The sequence below is a fragment of the Pseudochrobactrum sp. B5 genome (assembly GCF_001939785.1).
Classification (GTDB): Bacteria; Pseudomonadota; Alphaproteobacteria; order Rhizobiales; family Rhizobiaceae; genus Pseudochrobactrum; species Pseudochrobactrum saccharolyticum.
Map to the genome: position 1 here is coordinate 45,550 of NZ_MOYL01000007.1, position 19,431 is coordinate 64,980.

A 19,431-nucleotide genomic window follows, 5' to 3' on the forward strand; every position below is an offset into this window, starting at 1 on the left:
GGTATTAGATGGTTGTCGAGGATCTGCCGCATCCGCATGTGAGCCACGCCCACTTGTCCTTTCGCCACCCAATGACGCCATCGATCAACGAGCGCGAATTCAGGAACGCGATGGCAAACCTCGTTTTCTCGGTCGCGATCGTAACGGCGAAGTGGAGTGACGAAGAAATTGGGCGGACAGTTACGTCGTTCATGCCATTGAGCGCCGTACCGCCGCGCATCATGATTTCCATTGATGCGCGCAGCCGTCTGATCGACGTCATCGGTGCATCCAGAAGGTTCTCGATCTCTTTTCTTGACCCGCACAATGAAGCGGTCGGAGATGCATTTGCCGGCAAGGGGCATCAGAATGATCGGTTCGCGACAGCCGACTGGGATTGCTGGCCTTCGGGAAATCGGAAACTGGTCGGCGCCTGCCTCTCGCTTGATTGCGAACTCTCCGGCTCGCTCGATGCCGAAGATCACATTGTTTTTGTAGGCACCATCGTTGAGGCAGATGCTTCGTCTGATGCCCCGGCCTTGCTTTGGACCAATCGGTCCTATCGCTACATCGCGCGCGATCGGATCAACGATAACTCCGGAGCGTAAATCCGTGGCGGAAACGGATTTTGGTGCAAAAAGGCTGTTCGTGGCGGACTGGTCTTAGGATTTGTCTCTATAGCGCAAAGCCTCTACCAGGAGCGCGAAAGCGGGCGTCGGCTGGCGACGGCTCGGATAATATAGGTGATAACCAGAGAAAGGTTCGCACCAGTCCGAAAGCACGCGCACGAGACGCCCTTCTTCCACATAGGGCGCCAGTTGACCTTCGGGCAAATAGCAAAGGCCGCGTCCTTGCAATGCAGCGGTCAAGATGAGGCTCCCGGTGTTGAATACAAGTTGGCCATCCACACGCACGCTGAGTTCGCGGCCGTTCTTCTCGAATTCCCACGCATACAGACCTCCATGCCCCGACAAGCGCAGGTTGATGCAATTGTGACTCGTAAGCTCCTGCGGGGTTTTCGGCGGGGGTCGGCGAGCGAAATAGTCCGGCGAGCCAGCAATTGCCATTCGCATCCGCGGCCCGATCCGCACGGCAATCATGTCCTTGGCGATCGTCTCGCCCGGACGCACACCGGCATCGAACCTGTCTCTGACAATGTCCGTCAGACCGTAGTCAGTAATGATCTCGACTTTGATATCAGGGTATTCCTGAACCAGCTTAGAAACCACCGGCCATAGAATAGACGCGGCAGCATACTCGGTTGAAGTAAGCCGAATGACGCCGGAAGGCTTTTCCCGTAGCTCACTGAGGACCATGAGTTCTCGCTGAATCTCTTCGATCCGGGGGCCAATCGATCGTAAAAGTCGTTCGCCTGCCTCGGTCGGGACGACGCGTCTGGTTGTACGGGTCAGCAGACGCAGCCCCAGGCGGGCTTCCAGAACGCGAACGGTCTGGCTCAACGCTGATTGAGACACCCCGAGGCGTTTTGCAGCCTTCGTGAAGTTCAGCTCTTCCGCGACGACCAGAAAGGCCGCCAAGTCGTTCAGACTCTCTCCTGCCATTTAGAATTTTTCCTTATTTGTCCAACTTAATTCTATCATATAATCACACAATCTGTCTTGCCTTATCTTTATTGGAGAAGCGTTTGGCTCGTACTGGCTGACCATCAGGAGTGGCGCGGAGAACGGTCCGAACGAGCGCAAAAGTTCTCGGTGAATGTCTCGGTGTCGTCGAAACGACCGAAACCAAAGACGCATGCGAGGCGACATATTCCGCGACCTCGGCCATGGCCGAGATCTGGCGTCTCTGGCCGGCGCATAGCACTCTTATGCGTCGCTGGTCCGGTGGCAGCAGCGCCTTTCCTCACCGATTGATAGGAAACGTCCAAGCCCAGGATGCAGCAGTTTCAGCCGCAAGCGGGCCTTGACGCGTCCGCGCCTACTGCAGCAAGAGCGCAAGCGGACCGTTCGAGATGATCGAGCTTCCGCGCCTCGCGCTGCGTCCGAACGATTTGATCAGCGACATCATCTATTGTGCGACCTGCCATTCCGACATTCATATCGCCCCGCAGGAGTGGAGTCCGCCAACGTCATAGCTGATTTCGGGCGGCCTCTGCGTCGTCGCGCGGCCGCCGAGCGCCGCAGCGGAAAAAATGAAGGCCGCGAATGTGTGGATGCGAAAGGCTGCTTCTCCGGCTTTACGGAAGATCGGCAGGTTCATTGCTAGTCAGCCCGGCAGCCGAAGACTTCAGTACGCGTCTTTGATCATGTTGACGAGACGACACGACTTCTCTATTTATGGTCGCATTATGAACGCGACGTTCAAAAATCGACCATTACGAGGAGGTTACGATGGCCGGAGAGCTGAGATTTTTCGCATTTGACTTCAATGGTCCCGCGCATTTGTCTGCGGGGCTGTGGCGTCATCCGCAGGACCGCGGACGCGAGTACAAATCCGTGAAATTCTGGATCGAATATGCAAAGATGCTGGAGGCTGCCTGCTTTGACGGCATCTTCTTTGCAGACAATGTCGGGTATCACGATGTCTACAAGGGGAGTGTCGATGCAGCGTTGCGCGACGCCGCGCAGATCCCTGCGAATGATCCTGCTTACATCATTCCGGCCATGGCGGCCGCGACGACGCACCTCGGTTTCGGCGTAACTTCGACGACCGCGTATGATCACCCCTATTCTCTGGCGCGCAAATTCGCGACGCTCGATCATCTGACCGACGGGCGCATCGGCTGGAATGTCGTGACGTCTTACGCCGATAGCGCAGCGCGCAATCTGGGTAGTGGCATTCAGAATGCCCATGACGATCGTTATGGCATTGCCGAAGAATTCATCGAAGTCGCCCTGAAGCTGTGGGAAAATTCGTGGGAAGAGGACTCTGTGCCGGTCGATGCCGCAAACTCGACTTATGCCGATCCGACGAAGATTCACGAAATCCAGCACAAGGGCGACAGGTTCACCGTGCCGGGTATTTTCCTGTGCGAGCCCTCGCCGCAACGGACGCCGGTAATCTTTCAGGCAGGGGGGTCCAGCCGCGGGGTGGCTCTGGCGGCGCGGACGGCAGAAGCCGTGTTCATGAATGCGACTTCCAAGGCTGGCTTGAAGAAGCAGGTTGATGCCCTGCGCGCAAAAGCTGTCGAAGAAGGCCGCAAACCGTCCAGCATCGCGGTGCTGCAGATGATTACGGTCATTGTCGCGGCCACCGACGAAGAAGCTCAAAAGCGTTACGACGAGTATCGGGGTTATGTCGATTACGATGGCGCGATGGCGCGCTACAGCGGTTGGGCGGGTCTCGATATGGACACGTTTGAGCCGGACGTGCCGCTGAAGCATGTGAAAACCAACGCAGGTCAGACCATGGTCGATCTGTTCTCGAAGATGGATCCGAGCAAGGAATGGACGCCGCGAGACATTGCCGATTACATCGGGATAGGCGGCACGGCGCCCGTCATTGTCGGCGGTCCCGAGACTGTTGCGAATGAGCTGAAGTCCTGGGTAGACGACACCGGGATCGACGGGTTCAACCTCGCTCACGGCCTGAAATTCGTCGATGTCGCGAATTTCGTAGAACATGCGGTACCAGAGTTGCAGCGGCGTGGGTTGATGCGCAGCAGTTACGACGGCGCAACGCTGCGTGAAAGCCTGTTCGGGGCAGGTAATGCGCGGCTGGCTGACGATCACCCTGGTGCTGTCCATCGCAAGGCCCGTTCTGAAAAAGTCGAGGAGCCTGCGTGATGAACATACACTCGTCTCCGGAATTTTCGTCTGCCGACCAGCGCAGGATGTTCAGCCTGCTTCCCACCAGTGTGGTTGCGATCACGGGCGTCACTGTTGACCAGAAGCCCATGGGGTTTGTCGTTGGTACGTTCCAGTCGCTGTCCCTTGAACCGCCGCTGGTCACTTTCAATGTGGACAGGTCGTCCAGCACCTGGCCTGTCCTGCGGAATGCGGGACGGTTCACCGCCAATATTCTTGCGAATGACCAAATAGCGGTGAGCAAGGCTTTGGGCCGGAAGGGCGACGAAAAGTTCGTTGGCCTTGAGCATCGTGAAAGCACTATCGGAACGCCGCATATAGGCGGTTGCGTCGCGTGGATCGACTGTGAGGTTCTCTCTGAGATCGTCGCCGGCGATCACTTCGTGGTCGTGGCTTCAATTCATTCGATGTTGCCGGGTCGGGGATCCCCGATGGTCTTCAGCGAAGGAAGGCTTGGTGCGTTCGCGGACTTGCCGGCGCCGAACGCTACGAGCGAAGGACAGGCGCCAGCAACGCTGTTTGTGGACCGGCTGATCGACGCGTGGTCACGGGCTTGGGGGCAAGGCGAAACGGTCGCCTTCGAAAACATCGCTGCAGCGACCTATGTACGCTATTCGCGCGACGGCAAACAGGTGCGCTTGCCCGACATGCTGCGGCAGATCGAGGAATCGCACAGCGCATTCAGCGACTTCAGGGTGAGCGTCAACCATACAGTGGCTGAAGGCGACATGATTGCGATCGAATGGCGAACGGTGGCCAAGCACACCGGGAGCTTCATGGGGGTTCCTCCGACACAGCGTGACGTCGTCGTATCCGGTGCGTCGTTCTTGCGTCATAAGGATGGCCGCATCCTGGAGGAGTGGGTGGCCTGGGACCCGCGGGACCTGCTTGCTTCGATGCGGATCTGGCATCTCGGAAATTAAACCACAGCTGCCGCGGCCTTGGCCGCGGCTTTTACAGGTGCCGACCTTGAGCCGTGCCTGTTGCGCTAGATCCAGAAAGGAAGTCATGCAATGACAATCGACATCAATGCCCTGGCCGATCGCCTGATCGAGGCGAGGCGAAACAGCGCTCCGCTGGAAACACTGACGGAGCCGGGTGAGACGAAGGCCCTCGATGACGCCGTGCGTGTGGCGCAAGAGGTTGTCCGGAAAGAAGTGCAGTCGGGCGATCGCGTGATCGGCTTCAAGCTTGGCAATATCGCCAAGGCCATGCAGGACAAGTTCGGTGTTGCCGAGCCGGATTTCGGTTACCTTTTGTCCAGCCAGCTCCTGTTCGAGGGAATGCGCGTGGCGCCAGAGCGCTTCATTGCGCCCTTCGTTGAATTGGAACCGGCATTCGTGCTGAAATCGGAACTTGGCGGTGCGGATGTTAACGTTCTCGATGTTATTGCTGCCACCGATTACGTAATCCCCGCGCTTGAGATCATCGATTCCCGCGTCAAGGACTGGAAAATCGACAGTTTCGAAACAACGGCGGATGGCGGTTCGGTCGGTGCGGTTGTCCTCAGCGCTCAACCCAGACAAATCGGCGAACTGAACCTTGGCAATATTGCCGGCGAGATCCTGATTGACGGTGTTCCTGTGGCGCAAGGCAATACCAGTGCACTGGCTGGGCATCCGGTTCAGGCAATCGCATGGCTATGCCGCCGTATCGCGGAATATGGGATCACCTTCAAGAAGGGCGATGTCATCCTGGCAGGAAGTGTGTTGGCCGCCGTGGAGATGACACCCGGGACTCGCATCACCGGACGTTTCGAAGGCTGGGGCGAGATCGGTTTCTCCTACGGCGACGTCTGAGATGTGCCTGCTTTGAAGATCTGCCGACGGCTTGCCTTCAACCAATAGATGGGCAGAGACCTGCAACTGAACAAATGGCGCCATCAGGTCCGTCATGAAACGAGGTGCGGGCCTCATAGTTTTGATCGGCGGCGCGAAACGTACAATCCGATCAGCGTGCCGCCGATCAAAAGCGCAGCGCTGGTCGACTCGACGGCACTCGGTAGCCGGCGATCGAGTAAGAATGAGTAGAGCAGAGCGAACAGGGTCTCGGATACGAGTAGATAGCCTAGAACAACGGACGGTACGCTTGAACCGGCGATGTTCCAAAGCCAGGTCGCCAACCACGACGCTAGTCCGCCCAGGATGATTCCCCAAAACAGCAATGGTGTGTAGGCGGCGATCTCCAGGCTGAATAGCGAACCATGACGCAGAGTTAGCGCTACAGCTAGCAAGGGAAGACTCAGCAGCGTCCCTATTCCTATCAGCGCCGCCCAAAGCATTGGCGTGAGACTGTGGTCGGATGCCATGTAAGCAGAGTTGCCAAGCCCATATATGAGCCAGCTGGTCATTGCGGCCAGTGCAAATACGATACCGATCATAATGGATCGAGGACCAGCATCCGCGGCGCCTTGGTGTGCCAGTAGAACCACGCCTAGGGTGATGGGTGCGACAGCCATTAACAAGTGCAACCAGGGCGTGGTGGGGTGGCGTAGATTTCCCACGATGGCGAAGAGGACGGGCAAGGTGCCAATGACCAGCGCTGTGGTAGCGGCGTCGCCCGCCTGAACGGACATGACAGTCAGAAAATAATAGATCGAATTACCAAGTGCTCCGAAAAGCACGGCACGAACCCAGTCGGCAAGACCTAGTCTTCTGAATGGATCATATCCTGTCAGCCACAGGTAAGCGATTGCCATGAGGCCATAGACGGCATACCGCGCGATGACCAGTTCACCGGCAGATGCGGCTCCAATGAAATTGGGGGCGATAAAGGCGAGGCCCCAAAGAGCACCCGCGGTGATTCCTGCGAAAATTCCATGACTCATATGCGGCCGTTATGGGTGTGGCGATGTTAGGCTCGGGGGTGCCATGCCATGAGGTCATGACATGGCGACTCCATGAGGGAGAACATCGCCCATTGGTAACGATGAAAAGGCCAGGTTCGGGGAACGCTGGTCTGGCCTTTGTAGTCTGTGGATCATTCGGTACTCGGGAGTGATCCGGCGCCGAGGCTCGAATGTGGACTCAGGGTTTGACCAACTGGCCGTCTTCTCGGCGCCACAGGCCAAGCGGGTTTGAGTCCTTCAGCGCGTCGGGGAGCAAGCTGTCGGGGAGATCCTGATAGCTGACAGGCCGTAGGAAGCGTTGAATCGCCAAGGTTCCGACCGAGGTTGTCCGCCCGTCCGACGTAGCCGGGAATGGTCCACCATGAACCATCGCATGTGCTACCTCGACCCCGGTGCCAAAGCCGTTGACAAGAATACGACCGACGAGTTTCTCAAGCACCGGCAGGATAGCGCGCACAGCTTCGGTATCGGCCTCTGCCATATGGACCGAGGCGGTCAGCTGGCCCTCAAGGCTCTCAAGAACCCTGGATAATTGTTCGTTGTCGCGGCAACGTACCACGAGAGCGGCGGCGCCGAATACTTCCGCCTGCAGCGCTTCGTCCTTGAGGAATGCGTCGGCGGTGGTAGTGAAAATTCCAGCCTGACCCTGATAGTTCGTGCCCTCAAGGCCACGGGCCACGGTCTTGACGGCGTCATGCCGTTCCAATCGACCGACGGCCTCGGCGTAGGACTTGTGGATACCCGGCGTAAGCATGGTCGCCGCCGCAGCTTTGCCAACGGCGTCGGCCGCGCTGTCGAGAAAACCTTCCAGGTCTGCGCCATCAACGGCCAGGACAAGACCTGGATTTGTGCAGAACTGGCCGGCGCCAAGCGTCAGCGATCCGACAAAGGCCTGCCCGATTTGGGCGCCGCGCTCGGAAAGTGCATGCGGGAACAGAATTACGGGGTTGATACTGCTCATCTCGGCATAAACCGGGATCGGGACAGGTCGTGCTGCGGCGACCTTCATCAGTGCCGTGCCGCCTCCGCGAGAGCCCGTGAAGCCGACAGCGGCGATGCGCGGATCGGCCACCAGGTCCTGGGCCACCTGATATCCGCTCGTAAAGAGCAGCGAGAATACGCCCTCGGGCAGACCTTGATCGCGTACCGCTGCCTGTATGGCCCGTCCGACCAGCTCCGAGGTGCCTGGGTGAGCGGAATGGGCTTTAGCGATCACAGGGCAGCCGGCGGCCAGCGCTGAGGCGGTATCCCCACCGGCAACGGAAAATGCGAGCGGAAAGTTCGAGGCGGCAAATACCGCGACAGGTCCTACTGGAATATTGCGCAGCCGCAGATCGACGCGTGGCAGCGGTGTACGCTCAGGCTGTGCGGGGTCGATGCGGGCGTCCAGGAAACTGCCCTCGCGTACGACACTGGCGAACAGTCGAAGCTGACCCACGGTGCGCGCACGTTCGCCTTCAAGGCGGGCGCGCGGGAGACCACTTTCGGCCATGCAGCGTGTAATCAGCTCATCTCCGATCGCCAGGATATTTTCTGCGATCTGCTCGAGAAACCGGGCGCGCGTCTCAAGCGGCAACTCGCGATAGCTGTCGAAGACGTCTGCTGCAAGCGCGCACGCACGGTCCAGCTGTGCGAGTGACGCTCCCCAGAATGCAGGCTCCAGCGTTTCGCCGCTCGTCGCATTGACAGCGTGGATTGGTTTGTCGTCGCCCCGGACGATCTCAGAACCTAGCAGCAAGTTACCGGTCGGCATCATTTCTTCTCCCTAAAACGCGCAGAAAATCAAGGCGATGTTCATTAGGCGACCGGTCCCATGCAGGTGTTGTCGTCAAGCCCGGTCACGAAATCCCAACAGTTTAAGTTGACATCTGTCTAAACCTTAGCATTTATTGAACGCGATGTTCAATAGTCGAACGCACGCAAGCGGCCTTGGGAGAGGCGTGCGGCGGCGGCGATCCAGGGAAGGGAGCGTTTTGGTGCTTCTAAGAAGGAGGGAGGATGACTTTGGAAATCTGCGAAACAAGAAACGATGTGCATGAAGCGGTAGAGCCGCACATGACGGATGAACAGCGTAAGTTCATTGCCAAGCTGACAGTTTTGATCTCCGGAGGCATGTTCATCGACGGGTTCGTGCTCGGCAGTGTCGGCATTGTCATGCCAGCTATTACCGCCGATCTTGGCCTGTCACTGGCATGGCAAGGGTTGATCGGCGCTTCTGCCCTGATTGGCATCTTCATCGGTGGCCCTCTTGGAGGGTATCTTGCCGACAAAATCGGTCGCAAGCCGATGTTCACGATCGATCTTGCGGTATTTTTCATTTGCTCGGTACTGCAGTTCTTCGTGACCGACGCGACCCAACTGTTCCTTGTCCGGTTGGTGATGGGTATGGCGATTGGCGCCGATTACGCAATAGGATGGCCCATCCTTGCTGAGTTTGCCCCGCGACGTCTCCGTGGCCGGCTGTTATCCGTGCAGGAAATCGGCTGGTATGCGGGCTATCTGGCCGCTTACGCTTCCGCCATGTGGCTGACGGTTTCGACGTCCGCAAACTGGAACATTATTCTGGGCCTAAGCGCTATCCCGACACTGATCGTTTTCCTTTTGCGACTTGGAACGCCGGAATCGCCGCGCTGGTTGATCAGCAAGGGGCGTCGGGACGAAGCACTTGAGATCGCGCATCGATATATGTGCTCGGCCGAGCAGAAGGACTTGCTTGTGCCAACCGGCACCGAGAACCACGGCTTCAAGGATCTGTTCGCGCCGGATTATATCAAAGCGACAATCTTCGTGTCAGTATTCTGGGTCTGCAACGTCACGCCGTATTTTGCCATTGGCAGCTTCGCCCCGACTGTGTTGCAGCAGTTGGGACTGGGCGACGGGATGGCAGGTGGCCTGGCATTGAACGCAATCGCTCTTTTGGGAACGGTGGTCGTAGCCCTTCTGATCGAGCGTGTCGGGCGCCGGCGTCTGGGCATTCCGCCATTCTTCATTTCGACCGTTGCGCTGATTCTTCTGGCCTTTTACTCTGATCAATCTGTGACGCTGGTCGTAGCGTGCGTACTTGTCTTCGCGTTCGTGAACGCTGTGTCCACGACGCTGACAGGTGTTTATCCCGGTGAAGTATTCCCGACCGAGATTCGCGGCGTCGCTGTCGGCTTCGCCACCGCCGTTTCCCGGATTGGTGCGGCTATGGGGACCTTCCTGCTGCCGCTTTCGCTGACCTATCTCGGTATCACAGGGACAATGCTGATAGCGGCGGGAATTAGCCTCGTGGGCGGCATTGTCTCCTACCGCCTTGCGCCAGAAACGATGGGAAAGAAGCTGAGCGAGACATCGGCACCGTCAGGTCGAGCTGTGTGATCCGTAGGAAGAGGCTGCCCTGGTTGATGGGCGGTGACCTGAGCCCCAATTTCCCTCCGGTTTCCGGGAGAGTCTTGGGTTTTCAATCTGGCCTCATGCGGCCTGTTTTTCCATAGCCATTTTCATTGCAAACTCGCTGGGGGTGATGTTGCCCAGCGACGAGTGGGGTCTGTTCCTGTTGTAATCCTCCTTCCATGCTGTGATGGCGGCACGTGCCTGGGCGAGCGACGAGAACAGGGTCTCGTTAAGACACTCGTCGCGGAAGCTGCCGTTAAAACTCTCGACAAAGCCGTTTTGCATCGGCTTGCCAGGAGCGATGTAGTGCCATTCGACCTTGGTCACCTGGCACCATTTGAGGATGGCCATGCTGGTCATCTCCGTGCCGTTGTCAGAGACAATCGTCTTCGGCTTTTCCCGTCTGGCGATGAGACTGTCCAGTTCGCGGGCAAGCCTTGCACCTGACATTGAAGTGTCGGCGACCAGGCACAGGCATTCACGGGTGAAGTCGTCGACAACCGCCAGAACCCGAAAGCGGCGACCGTCGGTGAAGGCATCGCTGACGAAGTCCAGGCTCCAGCGCTCGTTGGGACGTGAGGGCAGAGCCAGCGGACGCCTCGTTCCCAAGGCCCGCTTTCGGCCGCCACGCTTGCGCACCGTCAGCTTCTCCTCCCGATAGAGACGTCGAAGCTTCTTCAGGTTCATCACGATCCCCTGCCGGTCGAGCATGACGTGGATGCGGCGATAACCGAAGCGACGCCGCTCGGACGCCACCTTCTTCATCGCTTCCCGAATGGTCGCATCGTCAGGCCGCACGCTGCGGTATCGCATGCTCGACCGATCCAACGATAGAACCTCGCACGCCCGACGCTGGCTCACTCCATGCTGCGCACAGACGTGAGCCACCGCATCCCGCTTCACATCGGGCGTCACCATTTTTTTGAAGCGACATCCTTCAGGATCGCATTGTCCAGCATGGCTTCGGCGAGCAACTTCTTCAGCTTGGCGTTCTCGTCCTCCAGCGCCTTCAGCTTGCGGGCATCGGACACGTCCATGCCCCCATACTTCGCCTTGTATTTGTAGAAGGTTGCATCCGAGATGCCGTGCTTGCGGCAGACGTCGACCGTCTTCGCACCCGCCTCCTGCTCCTTCAATATCCCGATGATCTGTTCTTCCGTGAACCGTGAACGCTTCATGCCGTCCGTCTCCTTGATGTGACGGACTCTACCAAATTCTGGAGGAAGTTCAGGGGCTCAGGTCAGCGGCCTCCTGGTGGACGGTGGAGGAAATGCGGTTCAATACCTGACCGTATTATGATATCGGCAGTGTACGCCCGGTATGATCGGGCGCTGTATCATAATGCAAGAAGGCTAGCTTTTGTCCGATCTCATCGACGATACCTCCGAACCCACTGAACTGAGTAACAAATCCGTCGTGAAGGCGACGGTCATCCTCAGCGCATTGGGCCGTCATCTGGAGGGCTTGTCGGTGACAGATCTGGCTCATGTGGTTGGCATGTCGCGACCTACTGCGTTCCGCTTGCTGCTAAGTCTTGAAAAGACCGGTTTCGTGGAACGAGACGAAGCCGGGAGATATCGGCTGGGTTGGCAGATTGCCCGTCTCGGCCGGTTGGCAGATCCGCATCGCGATTTGATCAAGCGCCTTCAACCCATTCTCGATACTCTGGCCGAGCAGATGAATGAGATGATCGGTTATGCCGTGGTTAACGGTGATGCAGATTTTGACCTGATTTCCGAAGCGCACGGCTCGCGGTTGCTCACCTTATCACAAGGTTATGTCGGGCGGGACTTTCCCCTGCATGCCAGCGCAATGGGGAAGATGGTACTAAGTGAAATGACTGACGCGGCAGTCGAGGCGCTTCTGCCACCAAGTTTGCCCGTCATGGCCAGCCGCACTATTACCAGGCGTACGGACCTGCTGCGTGAGTTGCATCAAGTGCGACAACTGGGCTTCGCAATCGTTGACGACGAATTGGAAGAAAGCCTTTTTGCCATGGCAGTGCCGGTACGGGACCTTTATGGAAGAATGGTGGGCACGCTTGCAGTGACCGGGCCAACGCCACGAATGAAAAGCCGCCCGATAGAACAGATTGCGGCCGATTTGAACGTTGGGGTTCGGCAAATCGCTGATCGGCTTGGGATCCTGCCAGAGGAAAGCCGCTGAGATTGCCGTGAGATCGATTTCAGGGTTCGATGTCGTAACGGCGTTCCATTCGGATCCGCTGCCTTTTTAGCTGTTTGACGAAGAAAGTGTTCCACTTACAACCAAGCGCCACGTCGCTCCCGGGGGTCTCTCTGGAGCATCATATGATAGAGTGGTACCACTATCCATTAGTACCGGTTTTATTCTTCGCCTGCATCTGTAGGATTGGAAGGTAGGAATTATTTGAGCGTCGTTACGGCTGGATGATCATTTCCAAATTTCTGCGATTTGTCGGACCTGATACAATCCTAGGTGGTGTGGACGGATTGCCGCATGAAGGGCAGATAGGATCCCTTTGAGATATTTTGTCTGATTCATGGAGAGCCGACTGATTTGGATGTCGGCGATGTCCGCGAAGATGGCGGAAGCGGATTGGTTGATGGCGCTGGAGGTATTTCGCGCCTCACTACCAGGTCGTGGCAACAAGGGTCGGGACGACCGGCTCTTTCTCGAAGCAGTGTACTATTTCTCGGTCCACAAGATTTCCTGGCGGGCGTTACCGGAGCGGTTCGGCAACTGGAACAATGTGTGGAAACGCTTCGATCGGCTGAGCAAGGCGTGCGTATTCGAGACCTTCTTCGACCATCTCGCATCGCTGTCGCCGTCGGCATATCTGGTGCAGATTTTCGACAGCACCATGTGCGCGCCCATGTCTCGGCGGCCGGCGACAAAGGGGGCAAACGGGTCAGGCGCTCGGTCGCTCGCGTGGCGGCTTCTCGACCAAAATCCACCTGAAGACCGATTTCGACGGCCATCGCATCGCCTTCGATCTGACTGGCCGTCCTGCTCGGACTAGGCCCGGACGCTGGTCCGCGCGCGGCCGTTGGCGACGAGGGCTATGCCAGCAACACGAACCGGCAGGCGGCACGAGCCCGTGGCATCATTCCCGTCATTCCGCAGAAGGTCAACGAGAAGGGCAGGCCCGGCTTCTTCGCAAAGGCCCTCTACAAAGGCCGAGCCCGCATCGAGCAAGCCGTCGGGAAGCTTAAACGCTTCAAGCGGGTGGCGTTACGTTGCGAGAAGACGCAGCGGAACGTTGCATCCATCGTCGCTCTCGCCGCAGGCTTTATCCTGATAAAATCCGTCCACACCGCCTAGAACACAAAAAGAAAGTTTGCGCCTTCTCAATGAGTACGGTCGTACTCTACGCGAGATTGCTCGATGACAGGCTGATAGGCGACAGCCCACGCGCTGAGGACGCCCAAGGGTTCGATCAGGGAGCGTCCCGCTTCAGTCAACTCATATTCGACCTTGGGCGGGATTGTCGGGTAGGCGGTCCGAGAAACCAGGCCGTCGCGTTCCAGACTACGAAGAGTCAAAGTCAGCATCCGGTGCGAGACGCCTCCAATCGTCTTCATCATGGCGTTGAATCGGACGGGTCCACTTGAAAGAACACCGACGACCATGATCGTCCATTTGTCGCCGATACGATCCAATATCTGACCGAGTGCTTTGCAGGTCTCGTGGTCGTCGGCCTCGTCACGTTCAACACACTTTACCGCAGCGACCATGAGGCTGTTCCTTTCAATACGAACATCGATGTGCGTGGTGCACTTGAATGTGCATTCTTGTGGCTCTACCAAATATCAGACATATCGTCACGAACAAATTGTTCGTGACAACAAGGACGACGATATGACGATCGGTGTAAGCGGCGCCAGCGGCAAGCTGGGTAAGGCAATCGTACAGGAATTGAAGGTGCGGGGCGCGGAAGGCATCATTGCCATCTCGCGTTCGCCGCAGGCTGTGGAAGCCTCGGTGGAAACGCGGGAGGGCGACTACAATAAGCCGGAAACCCTGGCGAGCGCCTACAGGGGACTTGATCGGGTCGTAGTGATTCCGAGCGCCGATCTGGAGCCCGGCGCACGCGGCATTCAGCTAACGAACGCCATCAACGCGGCCGTTGCCGCGGGCGTCAGCCACATCTTCCTCGTTTCGGCCGCCGGCACACGGGAGACACATCTGCCGGAACTGGGCGAGGCGTTCTGGACCGCCGAACAGCATCTGGTGAAGACCGCGAAGCGCTGGACGATCCTGCGAATGAACTATTACAGCGAATCTATCGCCGATGAAATTCTCCCCGCCCAGGACCAGGGCGTGATTGCCGGACTCGGCGACGCGCGTGTCGCCTTCGTCTCCCGAGATGATCTGGCGGCCGCCATCGCCGGCGCGCTTCTGAGCGACGGACATGCCGGAGCCATCTACAACATCACCGGGCCAGCCGCTCTCACCGGTCCGGACCTCGCCGCGGCCGCTGCGGAAGCGCTCGGCAAGCCGTTTGCCTACGTCGTGATCACCGAAGAACAACTGCGCGCCAGCCTTGTCCAGGCCGGTCTTCCCGCTCCGGTGGTCGACGTCGTCGTCGACATCAAGAACAACTTTGTTAGGGGCAATTTCGATGTGGTGACAACCGATGTCGAGCGACTTTCCGGTCGTGCCGCACGCCCCTTGCGCGATGTTCTTGCTGCGGCAAAAAGCTGACCGAGGGATAACATGGTGCGCAAAATCTTATACTGGATCAGCACCGCTCTTCTGAGCCTGATGTACCTCGTTTCCGCCACGATGTACGTCACGCAAGGCGACGTGGTGCGCCAAGCCCTGGGCGCTCTCGGCTACCCGGGATATCTTGTCCCGGCGCTGATCACGGTGAAGCTCTTAGGCATTGCCGCGGTCCTGTCGCGGGTGAATGTAAAGCTGAGTGATCTGGCTTATGCAGGCATGTTTTATCACCTGCTGCTGGCTTTCTCCGCTCACATCAACGCCCATGATTACGGCGGCGCGGTTCCAGCTATCGCCGGGTTCCTAGCGCTCGTGGCTTCTTTCCTCACGCAAAACGTCGCCCGAGCAAAGAAATCGCCCAACGCACCCTCGGCCGCGCTCAAGGCAGTCTGATCAGGGCACCACCGAAGGCGTTGATGTTCAGTGTCACCAACGCCTTCGGATTTCGCGGAACTAACGCCGATTGCATGTCGCGAGCATACAAGAAGGGCCTGTCGACTCCGAAAGGCGTCGAGAAGCCGATCGACGAATTGGCACGGCAGCGCGAAGTGCACGCGGACCAACGCATTTCCAGCCACTGGCTGGGCCAAGATCTCTTCTACTGACCTTCTTGCATATTGAGCTTTCCTGCGAAGTTTGCGAGCATCCTGTATGCAAATCGCCTTCCATCCGAGTTTCCCCGGATTTGATCCGGCGGGCGCTTGTGCTGACCTTGGCTTCAGTTTCCGAAGCTCGGCCGATCCTCTCGAACTCGCCGCCCTCGCTCGCGAGAGCGACGCCTTGATACTGCTCGGGCCGCGCTATACCCCCGAACTGGCCAAAAAGCTTGCTGAACCCGGACATCGACTGAGGCTACTGCAGTTCTTGTCGGCCGGTTACGAGAACGCGGAGTCCTTTGGCGTTCCTCAAGGAACGGCGGTCTCCAATGGAAGCTCGATCTGGGCGCCTGCGGTGGCGGAGCACGCCGTCGCACTGATGCTGGGACTGCTGCGTCGGTTGCCGGAGCTCGAGCGCAACCGGACCTCCAGCACATGGGACCGCGAGGGGTTGGCGCCGAGACTGGGCTCTCTTGACGGTGCCCGAGTGGGAATCCTGGGGTACGGCACAATCGGACGCGAGATCGCCCAGCGTGTGCGCCCCTTCGGGGCCGAACCAATTGGCATTGCCCGCACCGCCAAGGCAGATGAATTTGCACCGGTGGCTGGGCTGGCCGAACTCCAAACGCTCATTCCAACGCTGGATGTCTTGATCAATGGTTTGCCATCCACCGCCACGACCCGCCATCTCGTTGGCGAGGACGTGTTAGGCCGCCTCAAGCCGCGCGCGATCCTCGTGAATGTCGGTCGAGGATCAACGACCGACGAGGCAGCCCTTTACGAGGCGCTGGCGGACGGCAGGATTGCTGGTGCAGGGCTGGATGTTTCCGACGTTGAGCCGCTGGCCCTTGAAAGCCCGCTCTGGTCGCTGGCAAACGTGATCATATCGCCACACTGCGCCGGATATGGCAGTGTTGGGATAATTCGCCGCGCACATGAACTTTGTAGAGCAAACCTGACTGCTTTGCGTGACGGCGCACCCTGCAAAGTCGGGTGGCGCTCCGGTTACTGTAAGAAGAATGAGCTTTTCACGCGATCCGCTGAGAATCATCAGTTCTCGCTGAATCTCTTCAATTCCGGGACCAGTCGATCGCAGAAGTCGTTCGCCAGCCTCGGTGGGAACGACGCGTCTGGTGGTGCGGGTCAGGAGACGGAGCCCGAGGCACGCTTCCAGAACGCGAACGGTTTGGCTCAATGCCAATTGGGATGCTCCGAGGCACTTTGCGCGCCTTCGTGAAGTTGAGCTCTTCTGCAGCGACCAAGAAGGCCGGCTAGTCGTTCAGACTCTCTCCCACCATTTAGAATTTTTACTTATTGGTCCAATCTCTTTCTAGCATCTAATCACGCAGTCTGTCTTTCCCTATCTTGGTTGGCGAGGCTTGTCTCGAAATGGGCTGGCTATCAGAAGCGGCGCGGAGAGCTGTCCGATCGAGCACGTAGGCTCTCGGCGAACGCCTTGGTGTCAGCAGAACGACCACAACCAAGGAGGCATGCGATGTGCGACATATGCGGCGACGTTAGCCATCGTGGAGACCTCACGTCTCCCGACCGGCGCAAAGCCCTGTTGGGCGGTGCTGGGCTGGTCGCCGCGGCGCCATTCCTCACCGGATTGGCAGCAAGCGCCCAAACCCAAAACCCAGGAGCCTCGGCGGGCAGCGGCCCCTGGCGGGTACGTGCCTACGGCAACAAAAGCGCTAGCGGGCCCTTCGAAGCAATCGAGATCCCGCGCCGAGCGCTTCGTCCGAACGACGTGCTGATCGACATCATGTATTGCGCGATCTGCCATTCGGACATCCACATCGCGGATAGCGTCCGTCAAGATGGTGTAATTTCGGGTGTGGCCCCGGGCTGTCATGATCAGGCGGCTCTGGGTGTAATCTGAAGTGTGGTTTCCTCCTCGATTGTTGGTGGATTTATCTCGGCCATCGCCTCGACCTGCATGTATCGGCTGAGGAGTTGCCATTCGTCGTTGGCTTCGAGCAGGACCGCGCCGATGAGGCGGACGATGCTGTCCTCGTTGGGGAAGATGCCGACGACATCGGCGCGACGCTTCACTTCCTTGTTCAGCCGCTCCAGCGGGTTGGTGGAATGCAATTTGGTACGGTGCTGCGCCGGGAAGGCCATGTAGGCCAACACATCGGCCTCGGCATTGTCCATGAAGGTGCCGAGCTTGGGCCATCTGGCGCGGAGTTGGTCGGCGACATGCCGCCATGTCTGCACGGCGCTGTCGTGGTCGGGCTGGATGAAAGCCTGCCGGATCGCGGCGGCGACCATGGTGTGCTGGCCCTTGGGAACGTAGGCAAGCGCGTTGCGCATCGCATGAACGCGGCACCTCTGCCATGTCGCGCTGAGGATGCGGGTGATGGCGGCCTTCAGCCCCTCATGAGCGTCGGAGATGACCAGCTTGACGCCGGTGAGACCCCGGCGCACCAGATCGCGCAGGAAGCTCGTCCAGAACGGCTCGGCTTCGGAAGGGCCGATGTGCAGGCCGACGATCTCCCTCTTTCCGTCCGTATTGACGGCCACCGCGATTATCGCCGCCACCGAGACGATGCGCCCGCCCTCGCGCACCTTCAGATAGGTCGCGTCGAGCCAGAGATAAGGCCAGTCGCCCGAAAGCGGGCGCTTGAGGAAGGCGTTCACCCGCTCATCGATGTCCTTGCAGAGCTTGGAAACGGAGGATTTGGAAATCCCCGTCATGCCCATCGCCTGCACCAGCTCATCGACCTTGCGCGTCGAAACGCCGTTGATCCATGCCTCCTGGATCACGGCCACCAGTGCCTTCTCCACCATCTTCCTCGGCTCCAGAAAGCCGGGGAAATAGGCCCCTTGCCGCATCTTCGGTATCTTCAGGTTCAGCGTGCCGAGCCGGGTGTCGAGCGAGCGGTCGCGGTAGCCGTTGCGCCAGGTCTGGCGGCCATCGCCCCGCTCATAGCGGCCAGCGCCGATCAGGCCGTCCACGTCGGCCTCCATGATCAGTTGCAGCACGCTTTCGGCAATGGCCCGCAGAAAATCGCTGTCGCCACTCTTCGCGGCAAGCTCGGCAAGGGGTAATCTATCGTCGGTCATCGGAGTTCCTTTCGGCAGGTTGAAGTCGAACAACTCCACCTTATCCGACAGGCCCGGTGACCACCCGGCGCTCGGCAAAAGCGGCAGCGCATTCTCCACCGCAATTTCCACTCAATGCGCCCCCGAAATTACACCACGAACGTGGACGCTACCACATCGCGCGGCAGGAATGGGGCCCCCCTTATCCTGCCACCAACTTTCCCTGCGTGCCCGGGCACGAGATCGTGGGGCGTGTTGCAGCGGTGGGTAGCGGCGTCTCGAAATTCCGCGTTGGCGACATTGCTGGCGCTGGCGCGATGATCGACTCGTGCGGGGAGTGCGAGAATTGCCTCAACGATCTTGAGCAGTATTGCGTCAAGGGTTGGACACTCAACTTCAATTCGCCTGACAAGATTTCAGGCGGATATAATTTTGGCGGCTTTTCGGAACGGGTCGTCATTCCTGAACGGTTCGTTGTTCGTGTTCCGCCGGGCATGAATCTGGCGGCGACCGCGCCGCTTCTCTGCGCTGGGATCACGACCTTCTCACCGATGCAACACTGGTCGGTCGCGTCTGGCCAGCGCGTTGGGGTGATCGGCTTCGGCGGTCTCGGTCACCTCGCCGTCAAGCTTGCTGTCGCTCGTAAAGCGGACGTCACCGTATTCACCACGACACCAGGAAAGGTCGAGGACGCCAAAAAGATGGGCGCTCGTGATGCGGTCGTATGGACCGATCCGGCGGCGCTGCAATCCTACGCCAACCGGTTCGACTTCTTGATTTCGACGGTCCCTACGAACGTTCCGACCCATCCGATCACCAACATGCTCCGCATCGACGGAACCTATGTGATCGTCGGCGCGCGTGAGCCGATCGAGGATGTGCGCGGTTCAGGCCTCTGGTTGCAGCGTCGGAAGGTGTCGGCCTCGCTGATGGGCGGAATGGCCGAAACGCAGTCCTTCATCGACTACTGCGCGAGCCGCAACATCGCTTCCGACATCGAACTCATCAATCCAGACCAGATCGCTCAAGCGTTCGATCGGATCAAGGCGAAGGACGTTCGCTACCGCTTCGTCATCGACCTGACCCAAGGACGCCAAGGCTAACAACAGGAGAA

18 protein-coding genes and 2 pseudogenes are annotated in these 19,431 nt (G+C 58.6%); 12 read left to right on the forward strand and 8 right to left on the reverse strand.

Features of this window, described 5'->3' with window-relative positions; all coding sequences use genetic code 11:
- Nucleotides 1-8: 8 nt before the first annotated feature.
- Nucleotides 9-587, forward strand: coding sequence for a flavin reductase family protein (locus BKD14_RS17330; protein ID WP_075657424.1), 579 nt, complete (start codon nucleotides 9-11; stop codon nucleotides 585-587).
- A gap of 54 nt (nucleotides 588-641) precedes the next feature.
- Here BKD14_RS17330 and BKD14_RS17335 read toward each other — a convergent pair whose 3' ends face one another.
- Entirely contained in the window at nucleotides 642-1,541 is a 900-nt protein-coding gene (locus tag BKD14_RS17335) for a LysR family transcriptional regulator (protein ID WP_075657425.1), read from the reverse strand.
- A 493-nt stretch (nucleotides 1,542-2,034) separates the two neighbouring features.
- Nucleotides 2,035-2,199, reverse strand: coding sequence for a hypothetical protein (locus BKD14_RS19205; protein ID WP_175576132.1), 165 nt, complete (start codon nucleotides 2,197-2,199; stop codon nucleotides 2,035-2,037).
- A 131-nt stretch (nucleotides 2,200-2,330) separates the two neighbouring features.
- Here BKD14_RS19205 and BKD14_RS17340 point away from each other — a divergent pair, with 131 nt between their 5' ends.
- From BKD14_RS17340 to BKD14_RS17350, 3 genes are all read left to right on the forward strand, one after another.
- Nucleotides 2,331-3,725, forward strand: a complete 1,395-nt coding sequence (locus BKD14_RS17340; RefSeq protein WP_075657426.1) for an LLM class flavin-dependent oxidoreductase — start codon at nucleotides 2,331-2,333, stop codon at nucleotides 3,723-3,725.
- Nucleotides 3,725-4,669 carry a flavin reductase gene (locus BKD14_RS17345; RefSeq protein WP_075657427.1) on the forward strand — a complete coding sequence of 315 codons (945 nt, stop codon included), beginning with the start codon at nucleotides 3,725-3,727 and terminating at the stop codon, nucleotides 4,667-4,669. Before BKD14_RS17340 ends, BKD14_RS17345 begins: the two co-directional genes overlap by 1 nt.
- Nucleotides 4,670-4,759: 90 nt before the next feature.
- Nucleotides 4,760-5,545 carry a hypothetical protein gene (locus BKD14_RS17350; RefSeq protein ID WP_075657428.1) on the forward strand — a complete coding sequence of 262 codons (786 nt, stop codon included), beginning with the start codon at nucleotides 4,760-4,762 and terminating at the stop codon, nucleotides 5,543-5,545.
- 113 nt (nucleotides 5,546-5,658) lie between these two features.
- On the opposite strand, the gene BKD14_RS17355 is transcribed toward BKD14_RS17350, so the two are convergent.
- Nucleotides 5,659-6,573 (reverse strand): DMT family transporter, encoded by a 915-nt coding sequence (locus BKD14_RS17355; protein WP_075657429.1) that lies wholly within the window; start codon nucleotides 6,571-6,573, stop codon nucleotides 5,659-5,661.
- A 199-nt stretch (nucleotides 6,574-6,772) separates the two neighbouring features.
- Complete coding sequence (locus tag BKD14_RS17360) at nucleotides 6,773-8,350, reverse strand: aldehyde dehydrogenase (NADP(+)) (protein ID WP_075657430.1); 1,578 nt, start codon at nucleotides 8,348-8,350, stop codon at nucleotides 6,773-6,775.
- Nucleotides 8,351-8,592: 242 nt separating this feature from the next.
- Between BKD14_RS17360 and BKD14_RS17365 the strand changes: the two genes are divergently transcribed.
- Complete coding sequence (locus BKD14_RS17365; RefSeq protein WP_083647269.1) at nucleotides 8,593-9,954, forward strand: MFS transporter; 1,362 nt, start codon at nucleotides 8,593-8,595, stop codon at nucleotides 9,952-9,954.
- 93 nt (nucleotides 9,955-10,047) lie between these two features.
- On the opposite strand, the gene BKD14_RS17370 is transcribed toward BKD14_RS17365, so the two are convergent.
- Nucleotides 10,048-11,147, reverse strand: a protein-coding gene (locus BKD14_RS17370) for an IS3 family transposase (protein ID WP_245293676.1) whose coding sequence is annotated in 2 segments (ribosomal slippage) — nucleotides 10,048-10,886 and nucleotides 10,886-11,147 — 1,101 coding nt in all. Because the reading frame shifts where the segments join, the coding sequence is not laid out codon by codon here.
- A gap of 181 nt (nucleotides 11,148-11,328) precedes the next feature.
- Between BKD14_RS17370 and BKD14_RS17380 the strand changes: the two genes are divergently transcribed.
- Both BKD14_RS17380 and BKD14_RS17385 read left to right on the forward strand, forming a co-directional pair.
- Nucleotides 11,329-12,135: an IclR family transcriptional regulator gene (locus BKD14_RS17380; RefSeq protein ID WP_139316473.1), complete on the forward strand. Its 807-nt coding sequence runs from the start codon at nucleotides 11,329-11,331 to the stop codon at nucleotides 12,133-12,135.
- Nucleotides 12,136-12,520: 385 nt separating this feature from the next.
- Nucleotides 12,521-12,970, forward strand: a complete 450-nt coding sequence (locus tag BKD14_RS17385; RefSeq protein ID WP_210215527.1) for a transposase — start codon at nucleotides 12,521-12,523, stop codon at nucleotides 12,968-12,970.
- A 328-nt stretch (nucleotides 12,971-13,298) separates the two neighbouring features.
- Here the strand turns inward: BKD14_RS17385 and BKD14_RS17395 are convergent, their stop codons facing one another.
- Nucleotides 13,299-13,685 (reverse strand): helix-turn-helix domain-containing protein, encoded by a 387-nt coding sequence (locus BKD14_RS17395; protein WP_075657433.1) that lies wholly within the window; start codon nucleotides 13,683-13,685, stop codon nucleotides 13,299-13,301.
- A 124-nt stretch (nucleotides 13,686-13,809) separates the two neighbouring features.
- Between BKD14_RS17395 and BKD14_RS17400 the strand changes: the two genes are divergently transcribed.
- The 4 genes and pseudogenes from BKD14_RS17400 to BKD14_RS19600 form a co-directional block, all read left to right on the forward strand.
- On the forward strand, nucleotides 13,810-14,655 hold the full coding sequence (locus BKD14_RS17400; RefSeq protein ID WP_075657481.1) for an NAD(P)H-binding protein: 846 nt from the start codon (nucleotides 13,810-13,812) through the stop codon (nucleotides 14,653-14,655).
- A gap of 12 nt (nucleotides 14,656-14,667) precedes the next feature.
- Complete coding sequence (locus BKD14_RS17405; RefSeq protein ID WP_075657434.1) at nucleotides 14,668-15,066, forward strand: DoxX family protein; 399 nt, start codon at nucleotides 14,668-14,670, stop codon at nucleotides 15,064-15,066.
- 23 nt (nucleotides 15,067-15,089) lie between these two features.
- Nucleotides 15,090-15,278 (forward strand): hypothetical protein, encoded by a 189-nt coding sequence (locus tag BKD14_RS17410; RefSeq protein ID WP_075657435.1) that lies wholly within the window; start codon nucleotides 15,090-15,092, stop codon nucleotides 15,276-15,278.
- Nucleotides 15,279-15,648: 370 nt separating this feature from the next.
- Nucleotides 15,649-16,158 (forward strand): annotated as a pseudogene (locus BKD14_RS19600) (NAD(P)-dependent oxidoreductase); the annotation flags it as partial.
- A 135-nt stretch (nucleotides 16,159-16,293) separates the two neighbouring features.
- Here the strand turns inward: BKD14_RS19600 and BKD14_RS19035 are convergent.
- Nucleotides 16,294-16,531, reverse strand: a pseudogene (locus BKD14_RS19035) (LysR family transcriptional regulator); the annotation flags it as partial.
- A gap of 595 nt (nucleotides 16,532-17,126) precedes the next feature.
- Nucleotides 17,127-18,338, reverse strand: coding sequence for an IS256 family transposase (locus tag BKD14_RS17425; RefSeq protein WP_064332381.1), 1,212 nt, complete (start codon nucleotides 18,336-18,338; stop codon nucleotides 17,127-17,129).
- Between the two features lie 56 nt (nucleotides 18,339-18,394).
- On the opposite strand from BKD14_RS17425, the gene BKD14_RS17430 reads away from it, so the two are divergent.
- A complete protein-coding gene (locus BKD14_RS17430; RefSeq protein WP_075657438.1) occupies nucleotides 18,395-19,420 on the forward strand; it encodes an NAD(P)-dependent alcohol dehydrogenase in 1,026 nt (341 codons plus the stop codon).
- The last annotated feature ends 11 nt before the right edge of the window (nucleotides 19,421-19,431 follow it).

Bases quoted from the DNA above. Each gene is read 5' to 3' on its own strand.
- BKD14_RS17385 (WP_210215527.1), top strand. From the start codon at position 12,521: ATGTCCGCGAAGATGGCGGAAGCGGATTGGTTGATGGCGCTGGAGGTA.
- BKD14_RS17395 (WP_075657433.1), bottom strand. From the start codon at position 13,685: ATGGTCGCTGCGGTAAAGTGTGTTGAACGTGACGAGGCCGACGACCAC.
- BKD14_RS17400 (WP_075657481.1), top strand. From the start codon at position 13,810: ATGACGATCGGTGTAAGCGGCGCCAGCGGCAAGCTGGGTAAGGCAATC.
- BKD14_RS17345 (WP_075657427.1), top strand. From the start codon at position 3,725: ATGAACATACACTCGTCTCCGGAATTTTCGTCTGCCGACCAGCGCAGG.
- BKD14_RS17405 (WP_075657434.1), top strand. From the start codon at position 14,668: ATGGTGCGCAAAATCTTATACTGGATCAGCACCGCTCTTCTGAGCCTG.
- BKD14_RS17330 (WP_075657424.1), top strand. From the start codon at position 9: ATGGTTGTCGAGGATCTGCCGCATCCGCATGTGAGCCACGCCCACTTG.
- BKD14_RS17335 (WP_075657425.1), bottom strand. From the start codon at position 1,541: ATGGCAGGAGAGAGTCTGAACGACTTGGCGGCCTTTCTGGTCGTCGCG.
- BKD14_RS17425 (WP_064332381.1), bottom strand. From the start codon at position 18,338: ATGACCGACGATAGATTACCCCTTGCCGAGCTTGCCGCGAAGAGTGGC.
- BKD14_RS17340 (WP_075657426.1), top strand. From the start codon at position 2,331: ATGGCCGGAGAGCTGAGATTTTTCGCATTTGACTTCAATGGTCCCGCG.
- BKD14_RS17360 (WP_075657430.1), bottom strand. From the start codon at position 8,350: ATGATGCCGACCGGTAACTTGCTGCTAGGTTCTGAGATCGTCCGGGGC.
- BKD14_RS19205 (WP_175576132.1), bottom strand. From the start codon at position 2,199: ATGAACCTGCCGATCTTCCGTAAAGCCGGAGAAGCAGCCTTTCGCATC.
- BKD14_RS17355 (WP_075657429.1), bottom strand. From the start codon at position 6,573: ATGAGTCATGGAATTTTCGCAGGAATCACCGCGGGTGCTCTTTGGGGC.
- BKD14_RS17350 (WP_075657428.1), top strand. From the start codon at position 4,760: ATGACAATCGACATCAATGCCCTGGCCGATCGCCTGATCGAGGCGAGG.
- BKD14_RS17410 (WP_075657435.1), top strand. From the start codon at position 15,090: ATGTTCAGTGTCACCAACGCCTTCGGATTTCGCGGAACTAACGCCGAT.
- BKD14_RS17365 (WP_083647269.1), top strand. From the start codon at position 8,593: ATGACTTTGGAAATCTGCGAAACAAGAAACGATGTGCATGAAGCGGTA.